Consider the following 18,784-nt stretch of genomic DNA (forward strand, 5'->3'; position numbering starts at 1 on the left):
TTGAACATCACATTATTTATATTATATTATAGTTATAATAATAATAACTATAATTAGTATATAAGTTTGGTTTCAATAAAATAAAGCAAAGAGGTTATAATTTTTGAAAGGGTTTTTAGCGATAAAATTATCTAATAATGAGTACTATTCGGTTTTAAATTTAGATGATAGTTCTGTTAAAAGAGTAATATTAGGCAAGATTGCAGGTGATACTAGTATTAGGTTGAATTTTTATGTTAGTGAATATGAAGATTTTTCAGATTCTTTTTTAGTTGGTTCTTTTTTCTTAGATAATTTAAAAAAGGAAAGCTTAAGTGTCAATGTTTATTTTAAGGTTATGGATGAGATACTTTATGTTTATAGTGAATCTGATGGAATTCAAGATAAAGCTAAGTTTGATTTAAGCCTTGTAGATTTTAATCAAACTTTTAAAGGATCTAATAAGGGCAGCCTTTTAAATGATTTTAAAGGTGGCATTGGCAATGATTTGTCTGTTGAAAATTTAGGTTCTGAATTTGATTTAAATTTTGAAGAAAAAGATGATTTTGTCAAAAAAGATGTTCCTGATTTAAGCGTGCCTACTATTAATTCTTTAGATTTAAAAATCGAAGAAGATCAAAAAATTGAGTTAAATGATTCAGATTTTGAAGGTTTTGATAATAATGACTATAGCTATGTTGATCCTAAAGAGTTTAATTTAGAAAGTAAAAAAGTTGATCATATTGATGAGGAGTCTTTAAATCTTAATAATTTTGACTCTCAAAAATTAGAAGAATTTTCTTCAGGACAAGAAGATTTACATGATTTAAGCGTTGAAGACATTATTGCAGATATCGACAAAGATTTAATAGATACTTTAGATGAAGATGTTGAACTAGATCTTAGAGAAGATTTTGAAAATGATGCGGTGAGAAACAATTTTAAATTAAATTCAAGTGATGGAGTAGTCCATTCTCCTATGCTGTATTTAAGTCTTATTTCTCTTTTTCTTTTAATATTTTTTTCTTTATTTTTAGTTTTTTCAAAAATTTTAAAACCTAGAGATTTTGTCTCACATTACTTTGAATGTGGCAAAAAGAGAATTGATATATATGAAAAAGATCAATATGTTTAATAGAAATTCTTGTGTATTGCAAAATTTTCTTTTTCTTTTTTTATTTTTAAGTTTATTCTCTTGCTTTGTGAAAAAAGAAATTTCAGGCAGTGATTTTATTAAGGTGCATTCAAGAGAGTTTGATTTAAATAATTTAAATTGGTTATGGAATTTTGATTATTCAAAAAAAAATTTTGATAAGCATTTCAATATAGATCCAAATTCTTATATATATGTTGCGTATTTGTTTAAAAAAGTAGGCTTTGAAGAGAAATTTGTAGAGTATATGAAAAAGGCTATAGCTAATGGGGATAATATTTCATCTCAGTTTGCTGGAATTAAACTTATTGAATATTTTAACTCAATAAAAGACTATTCTGAGTCTGAATTGATTGGGGAGAGGCTTTATAAAAAATACGAGAATAATAAATTCATTATTCTTGGATACTTTAAAAGTCTTTATTGGCAAAAGAAAAACGATAAGGCACTTAGTCTTTTAAATAAGCTTGATAAGATGAAATTTTCTGATTATCAGGAAAATGAAAATATTTTGTTAAAAGCAGCTCTTTATCTTAATCTTTCTAATGTAAGTGAGTCAAAAATTTATTTTAATGAACTTTTTGAGAATTTGCCTGCAAATTATTTACATGTAAGAGCTTATGATTACTTTATTATTGAAAATAAGTCTAAATACTTTGGTGTAAATTTTTTAAATCTTGTTAGGTTTAAGTATGAGGTGGCGAATGGCAATTTTAATAGTGCAATAAATATATTAAATAAAAACGGTTTAAATGACTATTACGACAATAATATTGTATTAAGCGATGTTTATAAGGCTTTTATTAGTTCTGGCAAAATTTCAAATGCTTTAAGATTTTTTAGTAAAATAAGGAGCAAATATAAGAATTATTATTTAGGCATTCTAAATCTTAGGGGGAAAAATAATTTAGGTCTTCTTATTTTAAAAGAGTATCTTGAAGGTTTGAACCTTAATAATGAAACTAATAGGATTGATTTGCTTAATACAGCTTTTAGTAATTTAATTTTTACTAAAAGTGCAAGAGATTATTTTGCCGAAAGCGTAGCCAAATTTTATACTGAGAGCGATAAAAAAAATTCTACTTTTATTAAGATTTTAGAAGAATATATTTTAGAATCAATTCAGCTTGAAGACTATAATAACCTTTATAAGCTTTATTCTAATGCTCAAAAAGTTATTTCTAATTCTATTTTGTCTAAGCTTGCCTTTATTAATGCAAGGCTTATATACCACAAATTAATTAAACCTAATGTAAGCGGAGAATATAAGAGTCTTTTAAATGCTGCTGTTAATTATGATAAATGGTCTTATTCTTCATTTATGAGCAGGTATTTATTAGATCAAAATATTGATGAATTTTTTACACGTGAGCTTGATGTTAAATATGAACAATCCGATTATGAGATTTTTTTGGAAGGGTTTTTAAAATTTAATCTTTGTCATTATGTTAGAGAGTTTATTTCTGAAGATTTTAGGAATGGATATAAATTTTCGCTCGATTTTTATCGAAAAGTATACGATGAACTTTTAAAGAGTGAAAATTATTACGATGCAACTCTTGTGATTAATTATCTTGTAAATCAAGATGAATCTGCTTTAATGGTGGATGACTATAAAAGGCTTTATCCTTATTTGTATGGATCTTTGATAGAATATTGGGCTAAAAGGCGTGGACTTGAAACTAGTATTGTATTTTCTTTAATAAAAGCTGAGAGCAGCTTTGAGAAAAATGCTGTTTCAAGACCAGGTGCTGTTGGACTTATGCAGGTTATGCCGTCAACAGCAAATGATATTTCTAAAGAACTTAAGTATTTTGATTATAATTTAAAGACCCCAAAAGATAATATAATAATTGGGACATATTATTTGAAAAAAAGAATATCTACAACTGGCAGCCTTTATAAGGCTCTTGCATCTTACAATGGGGGTATTGGTAATGTTAGGAAGTGGGAAAAAAGTTATGGACATTTGTCAAAAGAGCTTTTTATTGAGGCAATTCCTTTTAGTCAGACTAGAAATTATATTAAAAAAATATTAGTTTATTCGGTATTTTATGACGCTTTGTATGAAAAAAAGGGAATAGATTCGGTAATAGTTAAAATTATGGGCGAATTTCCCAAAAATTAGTATTGGAGCATTTAATGATAAATATTTTAAATGCAATTATTTTGGGTATTGTTCAAGGTATTACAGAGTTTTTACCGGTATCTAGTTCGGGGCACTTATTGCTTTTTAGACATTTTATACATTTAAAGCTTCCAATAATATTTGATATTTATTTACATTTTGCAACAGTTTTAGTGATTATTATTTACTATCGCCAAAGGATTTCAGAACTTTTTTCAACTTTTATTAGATTTTCTTTAAGAAAAACTAATAAATCTGATTTAACGAATTTAAAATTAATATCACTTATATTAATAATAACTATTGTGACCGGGGTTGTTGGAACTTTTATTTCAAAATACGAGAGAATGTTTACATTACCTTTTATTTTAATTAATTTTATTATAACAGGGATTTTAATATTGATGCTAGAATTTAAATTTTTTAAAATTGATTTTAAAGATAACATTTTGTTGGTAGGAATTTTTATGGGGCTTATGCAAGGTTTAGGCGCGTTTCCAGGAATTTCTCGTTCCGGAATTACAATTTTTTCTGCTACGGTTCTTGGATTTAATAGAAAAAGTGCATTTGAAATTTCATTTTTGTCTTTAATTCCAATAGTTTTTGGAGCAATTTTATTAAAACATAAAGAATTTTATGATATTTTTATGGTTTTAAATTTTTTTGAAATAAACTTAGGAGCGTTGGTTGCTTTTGTTGTTGGTATTTTCTCAATAAATTTATTTTTTAAAATGCTTAATAACAAAAAACTATATTATTTTTCAATATATTTATTTGCACTTTCAATTACAGTTTGTTATTTTGTTTAGAATATGAAAGATTTTTATCAATATTTTCAATTTTTGTTTTTTTTTATGCTTTCGGTTATTTCTTTTTCTCTTTTTGTAGCATTGACCCCTTTGAGCAATATATTTATATTTTTTGTTTTCAATCTAATAGGACAAATATTGCTTAATGTTTTTTCATTCTTGTCATTTTATTTAATAATTTATCCACTTGTTAATTGGTACGCTTATAAAAAACATATATTTACTAAACGATTTATATTTAATTGGAATTATACCGTAATATTGTTTTTTACTTTAATATTTTTAATAAAAATTAATTCTAATGTTGAAAAATCCTATCTTATTAATGTATTTCTTATTAATTTTGGTATAATATTGGGGAATTTTTTTATTTTTATTCTTTTAATTTTAGAATTTGTTGTTTGGATTTACTTGAATTATGTCTTTTTCAAAGATGTTAATTTCATTTTAGATGCTTTTAAATTTTTAGCGTTTAAGATTAAAATTTTGTTTGAAAATATATTAAGTTATTTTCCCTTTTCAAATTCATTAGATGTAAAAAAAGATATTAAAGTTTATGGAGATTCTGTAGAGGACGTAAAAGATTCTCAAGTTTTTGATGAGAAAAAGAATATTATTAATGATGAAGAATATCAAGCCTTATGGTCATTTAGTGCTTTTATAAGAAACAATAAAAAACCTTCCAATGTTAATTTAGCTAAAACTGTTTTTGAAGACTCAAGTTCTAGAGAAGAAAGCTCCTCAAATAAGGAGACCCCAAATGATAGTGTTTTAAATACAGATGAAATTGATGAGTCTTGTGAGTATAAATATTTGGACAATCTTGAAGATAATAAGCTAATTATTAGTGGAAAGGTTAAGGCAGGTGAGATAAGGACTAAAGGTATAATTAGTCAAGTTGCTATTTCTAATGTTTATAACGAAAATGTATTTTTGAATAAAAAAAGTGATTCTTACAGTATTAATATTTCAGTTTTTGACCAGAAAGAGGTTAAAAATGATGTAGAGGATGTTGAATATGAGAAAGAAATTCAAAAGCAATCAATTATTCTCCAGGAGACATTAAAAGAGTTTAATATTAATGCTAAATTAATTGATATTATTAAAGGGCCTGTTGTGACAATGTATGCTGTTCGTCCGGATAAGGGAATTAAGCTTTCTAAGATTACTTCCATTTCTGATAATATTGCTTTAAGGCTTGCAGCTATTAGGGTGAGGATTATTGCTCCAATTCCTGGCAGAGAAGCTGTAGGAATTGAAATTCCTAATAAAAAACGTGAGTTTATTTTAATTTCAGAGATAATAGATAGCAAGGAATTCAAAGGTGATTTTAGAATTCCTTTTGCTCTTGGAAAGGAGATTAGTGGGGAAAATATTGTTTTTGACCTTGTAAATTCTCCACATCTATTAATAGCTGGTGCAACTGGGGCGGGTAAATCGGTTTGTGTGAATTCTTTAATTGCTTCAATTATTTTTTCAAAATCTCCAGATGAAGTGAAATTAATTATGATAGACCCCAAAATAGTTGAGCTTAAACTTTTTAATGATATTCCTCATTTATTAACTCCAGTTATTACAGATGTAAAGAGAGCCTTAGAAGCTCTTAGATGGTGTCTTGATGAAATGGAGAGAAGGTACGTGCTTCTTGATAATTTACTGGTAAGAGATATTTCTTCTTATAATAAAAAAATAAAAGATGAGAATTTGAATCTAATGATTTTACCATATCTTGTAATAATTATTGATGAATTTGCAGATCTTATTCTTTCTGCAAGAAAAGATTTGGAAAATTTAATTTCTAGACTTGCTGCAATGGCTAGAGCTGTGGGGATTCATTTGGTTCTTGCGACTCAAAGACCTTCAGTTGACGTTATTACAGGAGTAATAAAAGCCAATTTTCCTTCAAGGATTTCTTTTATGGTAGCCAGCTCTATGGATTCGAGAATAATTCTTGGATCTTCTGGTGCTGAAAAGCTTTTAGGAAAAGGGGATATGCTTTATATTAGTTCTTTAAATCCTTTCCCTCAAAGAATTCAGGGAGGATTTTTAAAGGAAAGAGAAGTTTATAAACTTGTTGAAGAGGTTAAAAAATTTGGAGAACCAAATTATATTGATGATGAAATATTTATTGATAATGTAAAAGAACCAGATTTAGTTGCTCTCGGGCCTTCTGATGAGCCAATGTTTGATGAGGCTCTGGAGATTGTTAAAGCTACAAGAAAAGCATCAGCATCTTATCTGCAAAGAAGGTTAAAGATAGGTTACAATAGAGCAGCTCGAATTATTGAAATTATGGAAGATATGGGGTATGTAGGCCCTGTTAATGGATCAAAGCCAAGAGAGGTATTAATTTAAAATAAAGAGACATCCATTTGAACATCTCTTGCTATCTATTATCTATTAGTTTTTTGTTTGAGTTTTCTAACTTTTTTTGCTTGTTTTCGTTTAAAAGCTTTTTCCTTTTTCACGCGGATTGTGGATGGCTTTTCATAGTATTCTCTTCTCTTCCATTCGCGAATAATTGCTTCTTTTTCAATCATTCTTTTAAAACGTTTTAATGCTTTTTCAAGATTTTCATTTTTATCCACAGTGACTGTTACCAAAAAATCACCTCCTTTTACTCTATTCTTTTAATATTATTTATTATTTTATTTTTGTCAATAAGCATGCCATTTAAAAGGAAATCTGGGTTTATTGCTATACCATTAATTCTTGCTTCGAAGTGTAAATGGGGGCCTGTTGAGAGGCCTGTATTTCCGGTGTGTCCAATATATTCGCCAGCATTAACTACTTTATTTTCACTTGTTCCTAATTTTGAGAGGTGAAGGTAAATTGTAAATATGCCTGGCAAATGTTGTATTATAAGGGTATTGCCTGTTAGCTCTCTATTTTGTGCAAATACAACTTTTCCTTTGCCAGCAGCAAAAATTGGAGTCTTTTCTCTTTTAAATGGAGCATAATCAATTCCATTGTGCATTGTATAATTTGAAATTTTTTTGCTACCTTGCATGTAAAGCCTTAAATCTCCGTATTGGCTTGTTATAATGTATTGATCTTTTATCGGTTTAACTAAAGTATCGTAGTGGTATATTGTTGTGTCTCCAATATTGCCAATAATGTTCCATAAAACCAAAGCCTGTTCTTTTTGTTTTATAGATTTTTTTTGGGTAATAAGTTTGGCTTTTTCTTTATTAAAACTAATTTTTGTTTTTTTGAAGTTAAATTTTTTTATTTCTATTTCTTTGATATAACTTTTATTTTTGTATTCTATTTGAATTTTTCTTTTTCCCTCTTTTATCATTGGGGTAATTCCTATAAATGCTATGTAGTAAGTTTTACTTCCCACTGTAAATTTGAAAGGAGAAGAACTTATGATTGGATTTTTATTTATGCTTAAAAGCGATAACCTTTTAAAGTTTTTATTACTTGCAAAGTATATGTAATCCCCTTGAAATGCCTCTTTTTTATAAAGGACTTTAGGAATAGTATTTATTATTTCTGAATTTATATTTTCTATTCCTAGAATACACAATATAAGTAGGGTTTTTTGTATTTTATACATTGGTTTGAGCACTCTTTTTTATGTCGATAATTTTTAAAATTTTATCTCTCGGGCAGTAAAAATCTTCATTAACTGTAAAAATGATATCTAAATATTGATCTTCTTTTATATTTAATTCTTCTATTTTTTTTGTTCCGTTAAAAAAAATAGCTTTATAGTAATCGTTTTGTGATTTAATGCGCATATTTATGTGTTTTGAGCTATGATTTTTGTCAATTATTTTGAGTTCTTGAAGGTAAACATTTTCCATCATTAATATTGGCTCTTTAAATTCATAGCCATAAGGCTCAAATATTTCTATTGTTTTAAAAAGAGAATCTTTTGTTAAATCTTTTGGAATAATAGCATCTATTAATATTGATTCGTTTTCATTAGTAGTTTCATAGTCAACTTTTGTAGTTGCATATTCTAATTCTTTAATAAAGTCTTCGAGCAAATTTTCATGCAGTGTAAATCCAGCAGCAGCTTTATGTCCCCCCGAATTTATTACCAAATGAGAAGGTATTATCGATATTAGTGTTTTTGAATTGATTTTATTATTTGATCTAATTGATCCTTTAATAATATTACCTTGCTTTGTTAAAAAAATAGCAACTTTTTGGTAGTAAACAGAAAGTCTAGTTGCAATTCTAGAACTTATTCCTTTTGGGGTGTTTTTATCATAACAAACTATAAATTTATCATTTTTAAAAATAGTATTTTTATTATGCGAATTCCAAGCTTTTTCTTCTTTATATTTTCTCAGTTCGTTGATTTCTTTTATTTCTTTAAATTTATTTTCTATTTGATTAATGTCGTTAGTTAGTAAAAAATTTATTGCAATATCTGCTTTTTCAAGCCTTCCTGTTGAGTTTAGTATTGGTGCAATTTTATATGCGATATCTATTGAAGTTATATTTGGTTTTGTTAATATGCCTGCATCTTTTAATAGGTAATTTATAGACATTCTTTCTCTTAGTGCAATTTCTTTAAGCCCTATTTTTAGGATTATTCTGTTTTCATTAATAATGGGCATATTGTCTGCTATTGTTCCTATTGCAACAAAACCAAGTCTTTTTAGACATTTTTGGAATAAATTTTTGTTAGTTTCAAAAATTATGTTGTAAAATATGTAGTAAAGCTTTTCTTTAATCTCAACTTCTTTATATTTAAAATATTTAGTTGCTTGGATTAAGTCTTTTAATGTTTTTTTTCTAAAATTTGGGTATTTTTTTATAAAATTTTCACTAATATCAATTGTATTTATGTTTCTTGTGAAGTGTTTATTTAATAATTGATCTTGATCTTCTTTGTTAAAGATTATTATGTATTTATTTTGTACAAATTTTTCTAGTTTGTTTAAATTAATTAAAGGATCATTCTTATAATCTAATCTTAGATATTGTTTTAAAATATAGTTGTTTATTTCTATTGCATGAAGAATAATTTCATTTTTTGTTTTTTCTAAAAATAAAAATACAAGGTTTTTAGAGTAAAGATCTGTAAAGGACATGCTAAGAGCAAGACAAGTTTTAAAACTTACACAACATCCTGCTATTTCTTTGAATGGATATTTGTCATCTTTTAGATGAGGATTTATAACTATGCTTTCAGTTTTAAAATCTTCGCTTGGAAGATGGTGGTCTGTGATTATTATTTCTATTCCTTTTGAATTTGCGTAATTTATTTCTTCAATACTAGAGATGCCATTATCAACAGTTATTATTAAAGAGATTTTTTTTTCTAAAGCCATGTTGATTAATTCGTTTGAAAGTCCATAAAATTCTCCATTTGATGGTATTTTATAACTCACATTAAGTCCGAAATCTTTAAGAGTTTCATACATTATTATTGTTGCTGTGATTCCATCAGCATCTTTATCTCCAAAGATTAATATGTTTTCATTCTCTTTAATTGCTTTATTAATTCTTTTTATAAATTTATCTATATTTTTTAATAAAAACGGGTTGTGTAATAAATTTACGCTGTCTTCAAGGAAAAACATAAAATCTTCTTCTTTGATTTCTCGCTTTATAAGCAAAGTTGCTTCAAAAGGATTGATATTATATTGCTTAACAATGCGATTTAATTCTTGGGCTTGTATATTAATTTCTTTTTGTTTCCAAATTTTCATTTACTTCTCTAGAATTTATTTTTTAATCGATTTTTCAAGGACTCTACTTTACCAACTTCACCATAGATTAATTTTAAGCAGTAGTGAATGTGCTTATTATTAAATGGTATAGGTTTAGTGGATTGTAATTTTCACCATAATCTAAATTCATGACCATAGTTTTAACTGTGAAAATTCTCATTATATTATTTTATAATAAAAAAAAATATTATTAAATGAATTTCCATAAAATATTTGTTTTGTTATAATTAGCTTAGGAGATTTCAAATTTTATGGATGAATTTAAAAAAGCTAGATTGGTAGACAAAAAGAAAGAAAAAACCGTAGCTGGAATTTTGCCTCATTCTAATAAACCCGCAAGAGTGCCTTTAATAGCAGTTCCTTCCCATCCAGTTTTCCCGGGGATGTTTATTCCAATTGTTATAATCTCTGATTCTGACATGAAAGCAATCGATTATGCTATGAAAGGTAATGGAATCATTGCTTTGTTTGTTTTGAATGATAAATTTTTAGAAAAAAATAATAATAATGCTCAACAGAAGTTAATTGTTGATTATAGTAAAGATATTTATTCTGTTGGAGTTACTGGAAAAGTAATAAAAAAAATTAATCTTCCAGATGGTGGTTATAATATATTCGTTTCAACCTTTGATAGGATTAAATTTGTTAAAGTTGTTCTTAATGATAAGTTTCCCATAATTGAGATTGACTATTTAAAGCAAATTCCAGTTAGAAAAGATGATATTCAATCAAAGGCAGTTTACAGCAGTATTTTGCTTAGAACTAAAGAGATATTTTCACATAGAAAAATGCCGGAAGTTCAATTAAATATGGTTAATATTGAAGATAAGGGGAAATTATGTGATATTGTTGCTAGTACTATTTCATCTTCAAAAAATGATCATCAAATAGTTCTTGAAACTTTAAGTGTAAAAGATAGGCTCAAAAAAGTTTTAGAGCTAATTTATGAAGAGCTTAATTTAATTGAAATTCAAAATAAAATTGCTAAGGGCATTCAAGAGAGATTAGAAAAACAACAAAAAGAGTTTTTTTTAAAAGAACAGCTTAAAGCTATTAAAGCTGAACTTGGCATAGGGGATAAAAAAAATAGTGATTTAGAAAAGCTTAAAACCAAGCTAAAGGCTTTGGAGTTAAAAGGAGAGTCTTTAGAGGTAGTTGAAAAAGAGTTGGAAAAGTTTTCACTTCTTGAGACAAGTTCGGCTGAATATATTGTTATTAGAAATTATCTTGAGCTTATTACTGAGCTTCCTTGGCGAGATTTGAAAATTAATTTTGATAAATTAGATTTGCAAAAATCTAAGAAAATTTTAGATAAAACTCATTATGGAATGACAGAAGTTAAGAATAGAATTATTGAATATATTTCCGTTCTTAAATTAAGAAAGACTCAAAAGGGCGCTATTATTCTTTTGGTAGGACCTCCTGGTGTGGGAAAAACTTCTATTGGGGCAGCTATTGCCAAAGTTTTGCGCACTAAGTTTTTTAGATTTTCTGTTGGTGGAATGCGTGATGAATCAGAGCTTAAGGGACACAGAAGAACTTATGTTGGTGCTTTGCCTGGCAAAATTATTCAAGGCTTAAGAATTACTAAGACAAATTCTCCTGTTTTTTTAATTGATGAGGTGGATAAAATTTCTGCTTCAAATTATGGGGATCCTTTTTCAGTTCTTCTTGAAGTTTTAGATCCCGAACAGAATGTTAAATTTAGAGATCATTATCTTGACCTTCCTTTTGATATTTCGAATGTATTTTTTATTTTAACTGCTAATTCTGTTGAAACAATACCGAGACCTTTGTTAAATAGAATGGAGGTTATTGAAATTTCTGGATATGTTGATAATGAAAAAATAGAGATTGCAAGAAAGTATTTAATTCCTAAAGTTTTAAGTGAAAACGGAGTTGATAAAGATTCTTTAAAATTTCAAAGTTCAGCTCTTGTTCAAATTGCCCAAGAGTATGCAAGAGATAATGGAGTGAGAAATTTTGAAAAATATTTAAACAAAATTGTACGAAAGGTTGCTAGAAAGCTTATTGAGAATACTGAGGTTAAATCCTATCAAATTTCTAATGACAATCTAGAAGAATATGTTGGTGTACCTGTTTTTAGAAAGGAAAGTATGCTTAATGCTATGTATTCGGGGATGGTAATGGGCCTTGCTTGGACAAATTATGGAGGTTCAACTTTAATGATTGAAACTGTAAAGACTGAGTCTAAAGTAGGTGGAATTAAATTGACAGGTAGACTTGGGGATGTTATGAAGGAATCTGCTAATATTGCATATACTTATGTTAATAGTATTAAAGGGGATTTAAACATTAGCAAATCTTTTTTTGAAAAAAATATTATTCATTTGCATATTCCAGAAGGAGCTACCCCAAAAGATGGACCTTCTGCAGGAATTACAATAGCTAGTGCTTTTATCTCTCTTGCTCTTAATAAGGTTGTTAGGCCCCATTTGGCTATGACAGGGGAGCTTTCTCTTACTGGGAATGTAATGATGATAGGGGGTCTTAGGGAAAAAATAATTGCAGCAAAGCGTAGTGGGGTTGAGCATATTATTGTTCCTAGGGCAAATAAAGTTGATTTAGAAGAGATCCCTATTAACATTAAAAGCGGCATTAATTTTTATCTTGTAGATAATATGCGCGAGGTCATTAAATTATTGTTTTAATTTTTTAAAATTGTTATTTGATGCTAGTTTGACGCTAGGTCTAAATAAATAAATTAATAATGGAAGAAGAGTTAGCGATGCAAGAGATGTTGTTAGCATTGTAAAAGCAATTATTGCTCCAAGAGTGGATATTATTTGATAGGTTGAAAATGTTAAGGTTAAAAACCCTATTCCAACAGAAATAGAATTTGCGAATATTCCATTAAATACGCTGGGTATTGATTCAAGAAGTGCCTTTTTGTAGATTTGACTTTTTTGGTATTTTAAAATAAACGTATTGAAAAAATGAATTGAATAATCTACTCCGACTCCCATGCTTACAGATGCAATTGTTGCTGTTGCGGGGTTTAAGGTTATTCCAAATAATCTCATTACAGCAAAGTTCAAAAATACTGACCATGCCACTGGGATTGCAATAATTATTCCGGTTTTTATAGATTTAAAGAAAAACATAAGTAATAGCGTTATTGATCCAAGAGTTGTTATAATGTTTATAATTTGCTCTTTTACCATTGTTTTAGCTATTAAAACTTTGTCATATACTCCCGAGAAATGATATTTATTATTTTTCATATGTTCATTAATTGTTTTAATAGCATATTTTTCAAATTTTTTTATTCCTTCGGTTGAGTTATCTTCAATTCTTACTATAATAGATATTAATGACCAATCATCATTAATATACATTTTTTTGTTGTCTTTAGTCCACTCACTTTTATCTATCAAATTTATTAGTTTGTTTAGTATAATTTGGTTTTCGGGCAGTTTATACTCTAGCGGTGATTCTTTTTTAATTTTAAAATTTGTAAATTTTAAAATTCCATTAATAGAGCTTGATTGAGTTTTTGCAGAAAATGCATCAAGCTTATTTGTAATTAAATCTAAGATTCTCATTGCTTTAGCATTTTTAAATTCTCCGGGGGTGCCTTCAATTTCTATTTTGAAAATTGATATTCCCCCCATTTCTTTTTGCATTAGGTTTAATGTTTTTTTCACATCGGTGCTTTTTTTAAAGTAATCTTTTTCATCAAAATTGATTTCGATTCTTAAAAGACCCGCAATAGAAATTCCCAGTATAATGACGACTATTATAGAGGATGTATATTTTCTTTTTAGAATAGATTTTGTTATTTGTGTATTTAGCTTGGCAAGTCTTTCAAGGAAAAATATTTTATGTGATTTATTTTCTTTTTGTTTTTCAAGAGACTTTTTTTTTGTAAATGGGATTAATGTTATTATTCCGGGTAAAACGGTTAATGAGATTGTCATTGAGATAATTACTCCAATTGACATGAAAATACCCATTGTTTTGTAAGCATTAATTGAAGAGGTTGTAAGAGATAGGAATCCAAATGCAGTTGTAAGAGATGTTAGCAGGATGGGTTTTTTAAGTTTTTTAAGTGTTGTTTTTATTGATTCTGTTGATAGTTGTTCTTTTTTTATTAATTTAAATATTCCATTTATTATGTGTACAGCATTAGCGCATCCGATTGAAATAAGTAAAACAATCATTGAAGTTTCTGGTACTGTAATGGGAGATTGTACAAGTCCTTTAATTCCAAAAGTCCAAATTAATGATAATAATGCAATAAAAATAGGAATTAATGCACCAATTAGATTTTTTATAATAAGATAAAGTGAAATTATTACAACAAAAGTAGCAAGAGGTCCTAAGATCTTGAAGTCTTCAACCATGTAGTTTAAGATTTTTTCTCTTACTATTAGATCTCCTGTAAGATATAGCTTTAGATCTTCTGTCTCATATTTTTTAATTGTTTTTTCCATTGCATCAAGTTCGGTTTTTAAATTTCTACTGAAGTTGATTTTGTCACTTTCTGATGGGATTATTATAAAGTATATTAAATTTTCTGAGTTGCCTAAGAATGTATTTTTTACGAATGGAGTTGACTTTATTTTATTTTTTATTTCTTCTATGTCTTTATCTGTGTAGTTTTCTTTTTTAAATTGTGGAAAATAAGAAAATATGCTTGTAACGGCATTTGGAGATACTTTCAAAATTTTAGTTATTTCATTGATTACACTGTTTATTATTTCAAAATTTTTTTTATTGAAAATATTTTTTTTATCTTGAAATATTACTATTGTAGATAAAAGTGAATTACTTTTGTCAATGTCTATTAAGCTTTCAGTTTCTTTGGTCTTGGGGATAAGTTTTAAGATGTTCGCATCGAATTTAAGATTTTTTAAAAAAAATCCTAAAAAAATAGTAATTAATATAAATATTGTGAATATAATTCCTTTATATCTAATGGTTAGACTTTCAAAGTCCATATCATGCCTCTTTTTTACTTTATCACTATGTTTACAAGCTTGTTTTTAATTACAATTATTTTTACTATTTTTTTATTGAATAAGTTTGATTTTATTTTGCTATTTTCCATTGCTATTTCTTTTAGCTCTTCTTCATCTGTCTCTTTGTTTAGTAAAATTTTGTCTTTTATTTTTCCATTTATTTGCAAGACAATTTCTTTTGTCTCTTTAATAATAAGGGTTTCATCGAATTTTGGCCATTTTGAATTTTTGAATAAACTAGGAGTTTCTCCAATATACTCCCACAGTTCTTCTGCTAAATGGGGTGCATACGGGGATAAAATAATGATAAATGGTTTAAATATATTCAAATAATTTTTTTCATACTTTGAAAGTTCATTTATAAATATCATCATGGCAGAGATTGCTGTGTTGAAATTTAGTTTTTCTGTGTCTTCTGTGACTTTTTTTATTACTTTGTGTAGTTGAGACATTATTTCCTTTGGGGGATTGTCTTTTGATAGTTCTTTTTCTCTTAAGTTCCAAATTTTGTTTAAAAATCGAAAAACACCAATAATGCCTTTAGTGTTCCAAGGTTTAGAATCTGTTAATGGTCCCATAAACATTTCATAAATCCTTATTGAATCTGCTCCAAATTCCTTAATAATGTCGTCTGGGTTTATTACGTTTTTTAAAGACTTTGACATTTTGGCAATTACTTGGGTTACTTCTTTATTATCCTTTTTGTCAAAAAATTTATTGTCTTTTTCTATAACTTGGTCGTTAGGTATTAAAACCCCATTTTCTTTTTGATAAGAAAATGCCGTTATTATGCCTTGATTTATTAGCTTTTTAAAAGGTTCTTTGGTATTTACATGTCCTAGATCATAAAGAACTTTGTGCCAAAACCTTGAGTAAAGTAGGTGTAATACTGTATGTTCAGCTCCACCTATGTATAGGTCAACTGGCATCCAATATTCAATTTTTTTATGATTTGCAAACTCTTTTGAGTTTTTAGGGTCAAGGTATCTCAAATAATACCAACAAGAGCCTGCCCATTGAGGCATTGTGTTTGTTTCCCTTGTAAAATCTGTATCTTTTACGTTTACCCAATCTTTAATCCTTGATAAAGGAGATTCTCCTGTTCCGGAAGGTTTATAGTTTGCAGTTTCTGGAAGCTTTAAGGGAAGATCGTTTTTTTCTAAAGGTATTGCATTTCCAAGCTTATCAAATAAAATAGGTATAGGTTCTCCCCAATATCTTTGTCTTGAAAAAACCCAATCTCTAAGTTTGTAGGTAACCGTTTCTTTCCCCTTTTTGTTTTTAGTAAGCCATTTGATTACTTTATCTTTTACTTCAGAATTTTTAAGATTATTAAATTCATCAGGAGAATTTATTGAAATTCCATCATTAATAAATGCTTTTTCTAGTATTTCATTTTTTCCTGATTTTGATATCACAGGTAAAATTTTTAATTTATACTTTTTAGCAAATTGAAAGTCCCTCTCATCATGTGCTGGAACACCCATTACAGCTCCACTTCCATAAGTTCCTAGTACATAGCTTCCAACCCAAATTGGAATTTTTACATTTGTTATTGGGTGAAATGCATAAGAGCCTGTAAAAACCCCCGATTTATCTTTTTCAAGAGAGGTCCTTTTAAGATCGCTTTTGAGTTCTTCTTGCTTTATATATTTCAAGACATTGCTTTTAAAGTTATCTTTTGTTATTTTTTCTACTAGTTTATTTTCTGGTGCGATTACTAAATATGTGATACCAAAGATTGTGTCTGGCCTTGTTGTAAAAACTTTAATTTTATCATTGTACCCTTCAATTTCAAAGTCGATTTCAACACCAGTTGATTTGCCAATCCAATTTCGTTGCATTTCTTTTACAGATTCAGGCCATTCTAATTCTTCAAGATCGTTTAACAATCTTTCAGCATACTTTGTAATTTTTAAAACCCACTGTCTTAAATATTTTTTTTCGACGTTGTGAAATCCTCTCTCAGATTTTGGTCCGTTTGGAGTTTGAATAATTTCTTCATTTGCTAATACTGTTCCAAGTTCAGGACAGTACCATACGGGCATTTCTTTTGCATAAGCTAGTCCTTTTTTATATAATTGCAAGAAAATCCACTGTGTCCATTTATAGTAATTTTCGTCATGGGTTCTAATTTCCCTATCCCAATCATAGGCAAAGCCCAAAGCTTTTATTTGTTTTTTAAATTTATTAATATTTTCTTCAGTACTTTTTTTAGGATGAGTCCCTGTTTGTATTGCATAATTTTCAGCAGGAAGCCCAAAACTATCAAATCCTATTGGGTGAAGTACATGAAATCCATTTAAAATCTTGTATCTTGCAAATATATCAGTAGCTGTATATCCTTCTGGATGGCCAACATGGAGCCCGTTGGCAGAAGGATAGGGGAACATGTCAAGTATGTATAATCTTTTTTCTTTAGGAATGTTTGGATCTTCTATTACTTTATATGTTTTGTTATTATCCCAAAATTCTTGCCATTTTTTTTCAATTTTTATGAATTCGTATTTAGACATTTCTCCTCTTGAAAATTAATTTACAATTTATTCTTTAACAACCTTTTAGATCACACTTTTATTAATTTAATAAGCCATTAGCAATTTTAATGCTGTGAACTGGACTTGAACCAGCATGGGCTTATCGCCCACTAGCCCCTCAAGCTAGCGTGTCTACCACTTCCACCACCACAGCATTACTAACCATTATATTTTTTATTTTAAATTTTTGTCAACTTTTTTATTTTTTTTAATTACGTAGATTATTATTGTTGTTGCTATTACGGTAATAAATATTGCAAATATAATTATTTTTATTTTTGAAAATATTATTTCAAATGATTGTCCTAGTTTAAAACTTAGAGTAAAATAAACTATTATTGAGAGCAAAGTTGCAAAAAAGTCAGAAACAATAAATAGATTGGATTTCATGTTTCCCATTCCTGCTGATATAAATATTGCGTTTCTAACTCCAAAGGGGACGAACCTCCCTATAAATAAAGTTAATACTCCGTATTGACCATAATAGTAATTTATTTTATCAAGTAATGTGCTGTCTTTTTTATTTTTAAATAATTTATTCCCCATTAATTTTCCAATGTAAAAGGATATTATATCTCCAAGATAGGCTCCCCAAAAAATTCCCAAAAATATTAATAGAGTATATTCATTTTTTCGACTAGCCAAAATTCCACCCATTAGTACTATTGCATCTTCGGAAATAGGGACATTAAGTCCTGCTAAAATAAGCAAAGAAAAAAATACTATTGGGGAATAAGCTATGTTTGAATCGATGTATTCTATTATTGCGGTTATATTCATTGTTGTCATCTATTTCTTGTTTTATAGGTTAAATATATGCTTGCTAAAGTTAAATATGCAAAGTAAAGAATGAGAACGGTTTTTGCTATTTTTAATGCTTCTGCAGATAACTCTGAGAATATTGATATAACAAATATTAGGCAACTTATTATCGTTAATGGTATGGTGATTTTCCTTAATTCTTTAGTTTTTGATGGGTAAATAAATTTTATTGGGATAAAGCTTGTAATAATGCATATTGACATCATAATAAGATTTGTTGTTTGCTCTATTTTAAAGATTATGTTTAATATTACAAAGATATTCCATAGAGAAGGAAATCCTCTAAAGTAGTTATCATTTGTTTTTGCATCTGTTCTTGAGAATTGGTATGCTGATGAGAATAGAATTCCAATTGCAATGCCAACTTTATATCTTTCTTCAATGAATTCTCCTAAATAAAAAAATATAACGGGTATGAATGTATAGTTTATGTAGTCTGTAATGTTGTCAAGTAGAGTGCCATCAATTTCAGGTATTAATTCTTTTACCCTAAGCTTTCTTGCCATAGTTCCATCAATTCCGTCTATTATGAGTCCTATTACTATTAACTTTAAAAGAAGAGAATAATCACCATTTATAATTGAAATTATTGAGTAAAGTCCCACAATCAAGCCAGATGCTGTAAAAACATGTACAAGCCAAGCTAAAATCAAATTTATATTTTTCACAGTAAAT

The 18,784-nt window shown here is 27.9% G+C and carries 12 protein-coding genes and 1 tRNA gene; 5 read left to right on the forward strand and 8 right to left on the reverse strand.

What is annotated here, in order from left to right; all coding sequences use genetic code 11:
* The first annotated feature begins 103 nt into the window (after positions 1–103).
* Genes HNP63_RS02980 through HNP63_RS02995 form a run of 4 tightly spaced genes read left to right on the forward strand, consistent with a single transcriptional unit; the run spans position 104 to position 6,424 of the window.
* Positions 104–1,114 (forward strand): hypothetical protein, encoded by a 1,011-nt coding sequence (locus HNP63_RS02980; protein WP_183227175.1) that lies wholly within the window; start codon positions 104–106, stop codon positions 1,112–1,114.
* Complete coding sequence (locus tag HNP63_RS02985) at positions 1,107–3,260, forward strand: flagellar assembly lytic transglycosylase (protein ID WP_073999255.1); 2,154 nt, start codon at positions 1,107–1,109, stop codon at positions 3,258–3,260. Before HNP63_RS02980 ends, HNP63_RS02985 begins: the two co-directional genes overlap by 8 nt.
* Before the next feature lie 14 nt (positions 3,261–3,274).
* Positions 3,275–4,069: an undecaprenyl-diphosphate phosphatase gene (locus tag HNP63_RS02990; protein WP_004790240.1), complete on the forward strand. Its 795-nt coding sequence runs from the start codon at positions 3,275–3,277 to the stop codon at positions 4,067–4,069.
* 3 nt (positions 4,070–4,072) lie between these two features.
* Entirely contained in the window at positions 4,073–6,424 is a 2,352-nt protein-coding gene (locus HNP63_RS02995) for a DNA translocase FtsK (protein WP_073999171.1), read from the forward strand.
* Positions 6,425–6,462: 38 nt separating this feature from the next.
* On the opposite strand, the gene rpsU is transcribed toward HNP63_RS02995, so the two are convergent.
* Genes rpsU through recJ form a run of 3 tightly spaced genes read right to left on the reverse strand, consistent with a single transcriptional unit; the run spans position 6,463 to position 9,744 of the window.
* Positions 6,463–6,672 (reverse strand): 30S ribosomal protein S21, encoded by a 210-nt coding sequence (gene rpsU / locus HNP63_RS03000; RefSeq protein ID WP_002656880.1) that lies wholly within the window; start codon positions 6,670–6,672, stop codon positions 6,463–6,465.
* Between the two features lie 14 nt (positions 6,673–6,686).
* The gene (locus HNP63_RS03005; RefSeq protein WP_004790526.1) at positions 6,687–7,631 is read right to left on the reverse strand and encodes a M23 family metallopeptidase; all 945 of its coding nucleotides are present in this window, start codon (positions 7,629–7,631) and stop codon (positions 6,687–6,689) included.
* Complete coding sequence (gene recJ, locus HNP63_RS03010; protein ID WP_183227177.1) at positions 7,624–9,744, reverse strand: single-stranded-DNA-specific exonuclease RecJ; 2,121 nt, start codon at positions 9,742–9,744, stop codon at positions 7,624–7,626. Before recJ ends, HNP63_RS03005 begins: the two co-directional genes overlap by 8 nt.
* Before the next feature lie 272 nt (positions 9,745–10,016).
* Here recJ and lon point away from each other — a divergent pair, with 272 nt between their 5' ends.
* A complete protein-coding gene (lon, locus tag HNP63_RS03015; RefSeq protein ID WP_004790241.1) occupies positions 10,017–12,437 on the forward strand; it encodes an endopeptidase La in 2,421 nt (806 codons plus the stop codon).
* Here lon and HNP63_RS03020 read toward each other — a convergent pair.
* The 5 genes from HNP63_RS03020 to pcsA form a co-directional block, all read right to left on the reverse strand.
* On the reverse strand, positions 12,426–14,729 hold the full coding sequence (locus tag HNP63_RS03020) for an efflux RND transporter permease subunit (protein WP_048830544.1): 2,304 nt from the start codon (positions 14,727–14,729) through the stop codon (positions 12,426–12,428). The genes lon and HNP63_RS03020 overlap by 12 nt on opposite strands.
* Before the next feature lie 14 nt (positions 14,730–14,743).
* On the reverse strand, positions 14,744–17,266 hold the full coding sequence (gene leuS, locus HNP63_RS03025; protein WP_044052168.1) for a leucine--tRNA ligase: 2,523 nt from the start codon (positions 17,264–17,266) through the stop codon (positions 14,744–14,746).
* Between the two features lie 90 nt (positions 17,267–17,356).
* Positions 17,357–17,441: transfer RNA gene (locus HNP63_RS03030), tRNA-Leu, on the reverse strand.
* A 20-nt stretch (positions 17,442–17,461) separates the two neighbouring features.
* Positions 17,462–18,076 (reverse strand): DedA family protein, encoded by a 615-nt coding sequence (locus HNP63_RS03035; RefSeq protein WP_110482916.1) that lies wholly within the window; start codon positions 18,074–18,076, stop codon positions 17,462–17,464.
* The gene (pcsA, locus tag HNP63_RS03040; protein WP_073999174.1) at positions 18,073–18,777 is read right to left on the reverse strand and encodes a phosphatidylcholine synthase; all 705 of its coding nucleotides are present in this window, start codon (positions 18,775–18,777) and stop codon (positions 18,073–18,075) included. Before pcsA ends, HNP63_RS03035 begins: the two co-directional genes overlap by 4 nt.
* Positions 18,778–18,784: the final 7 nt, after the last annotated feature.

Source organism: Borreliella afzelii, assembly GCF_014202295.1.
Classification (GTDB): domain Bacteria; phylum Spirochaetota; class Spirochaetia; order Borreliales; family Borreliaceae; genus Borreliella; species Borreliella afzelii.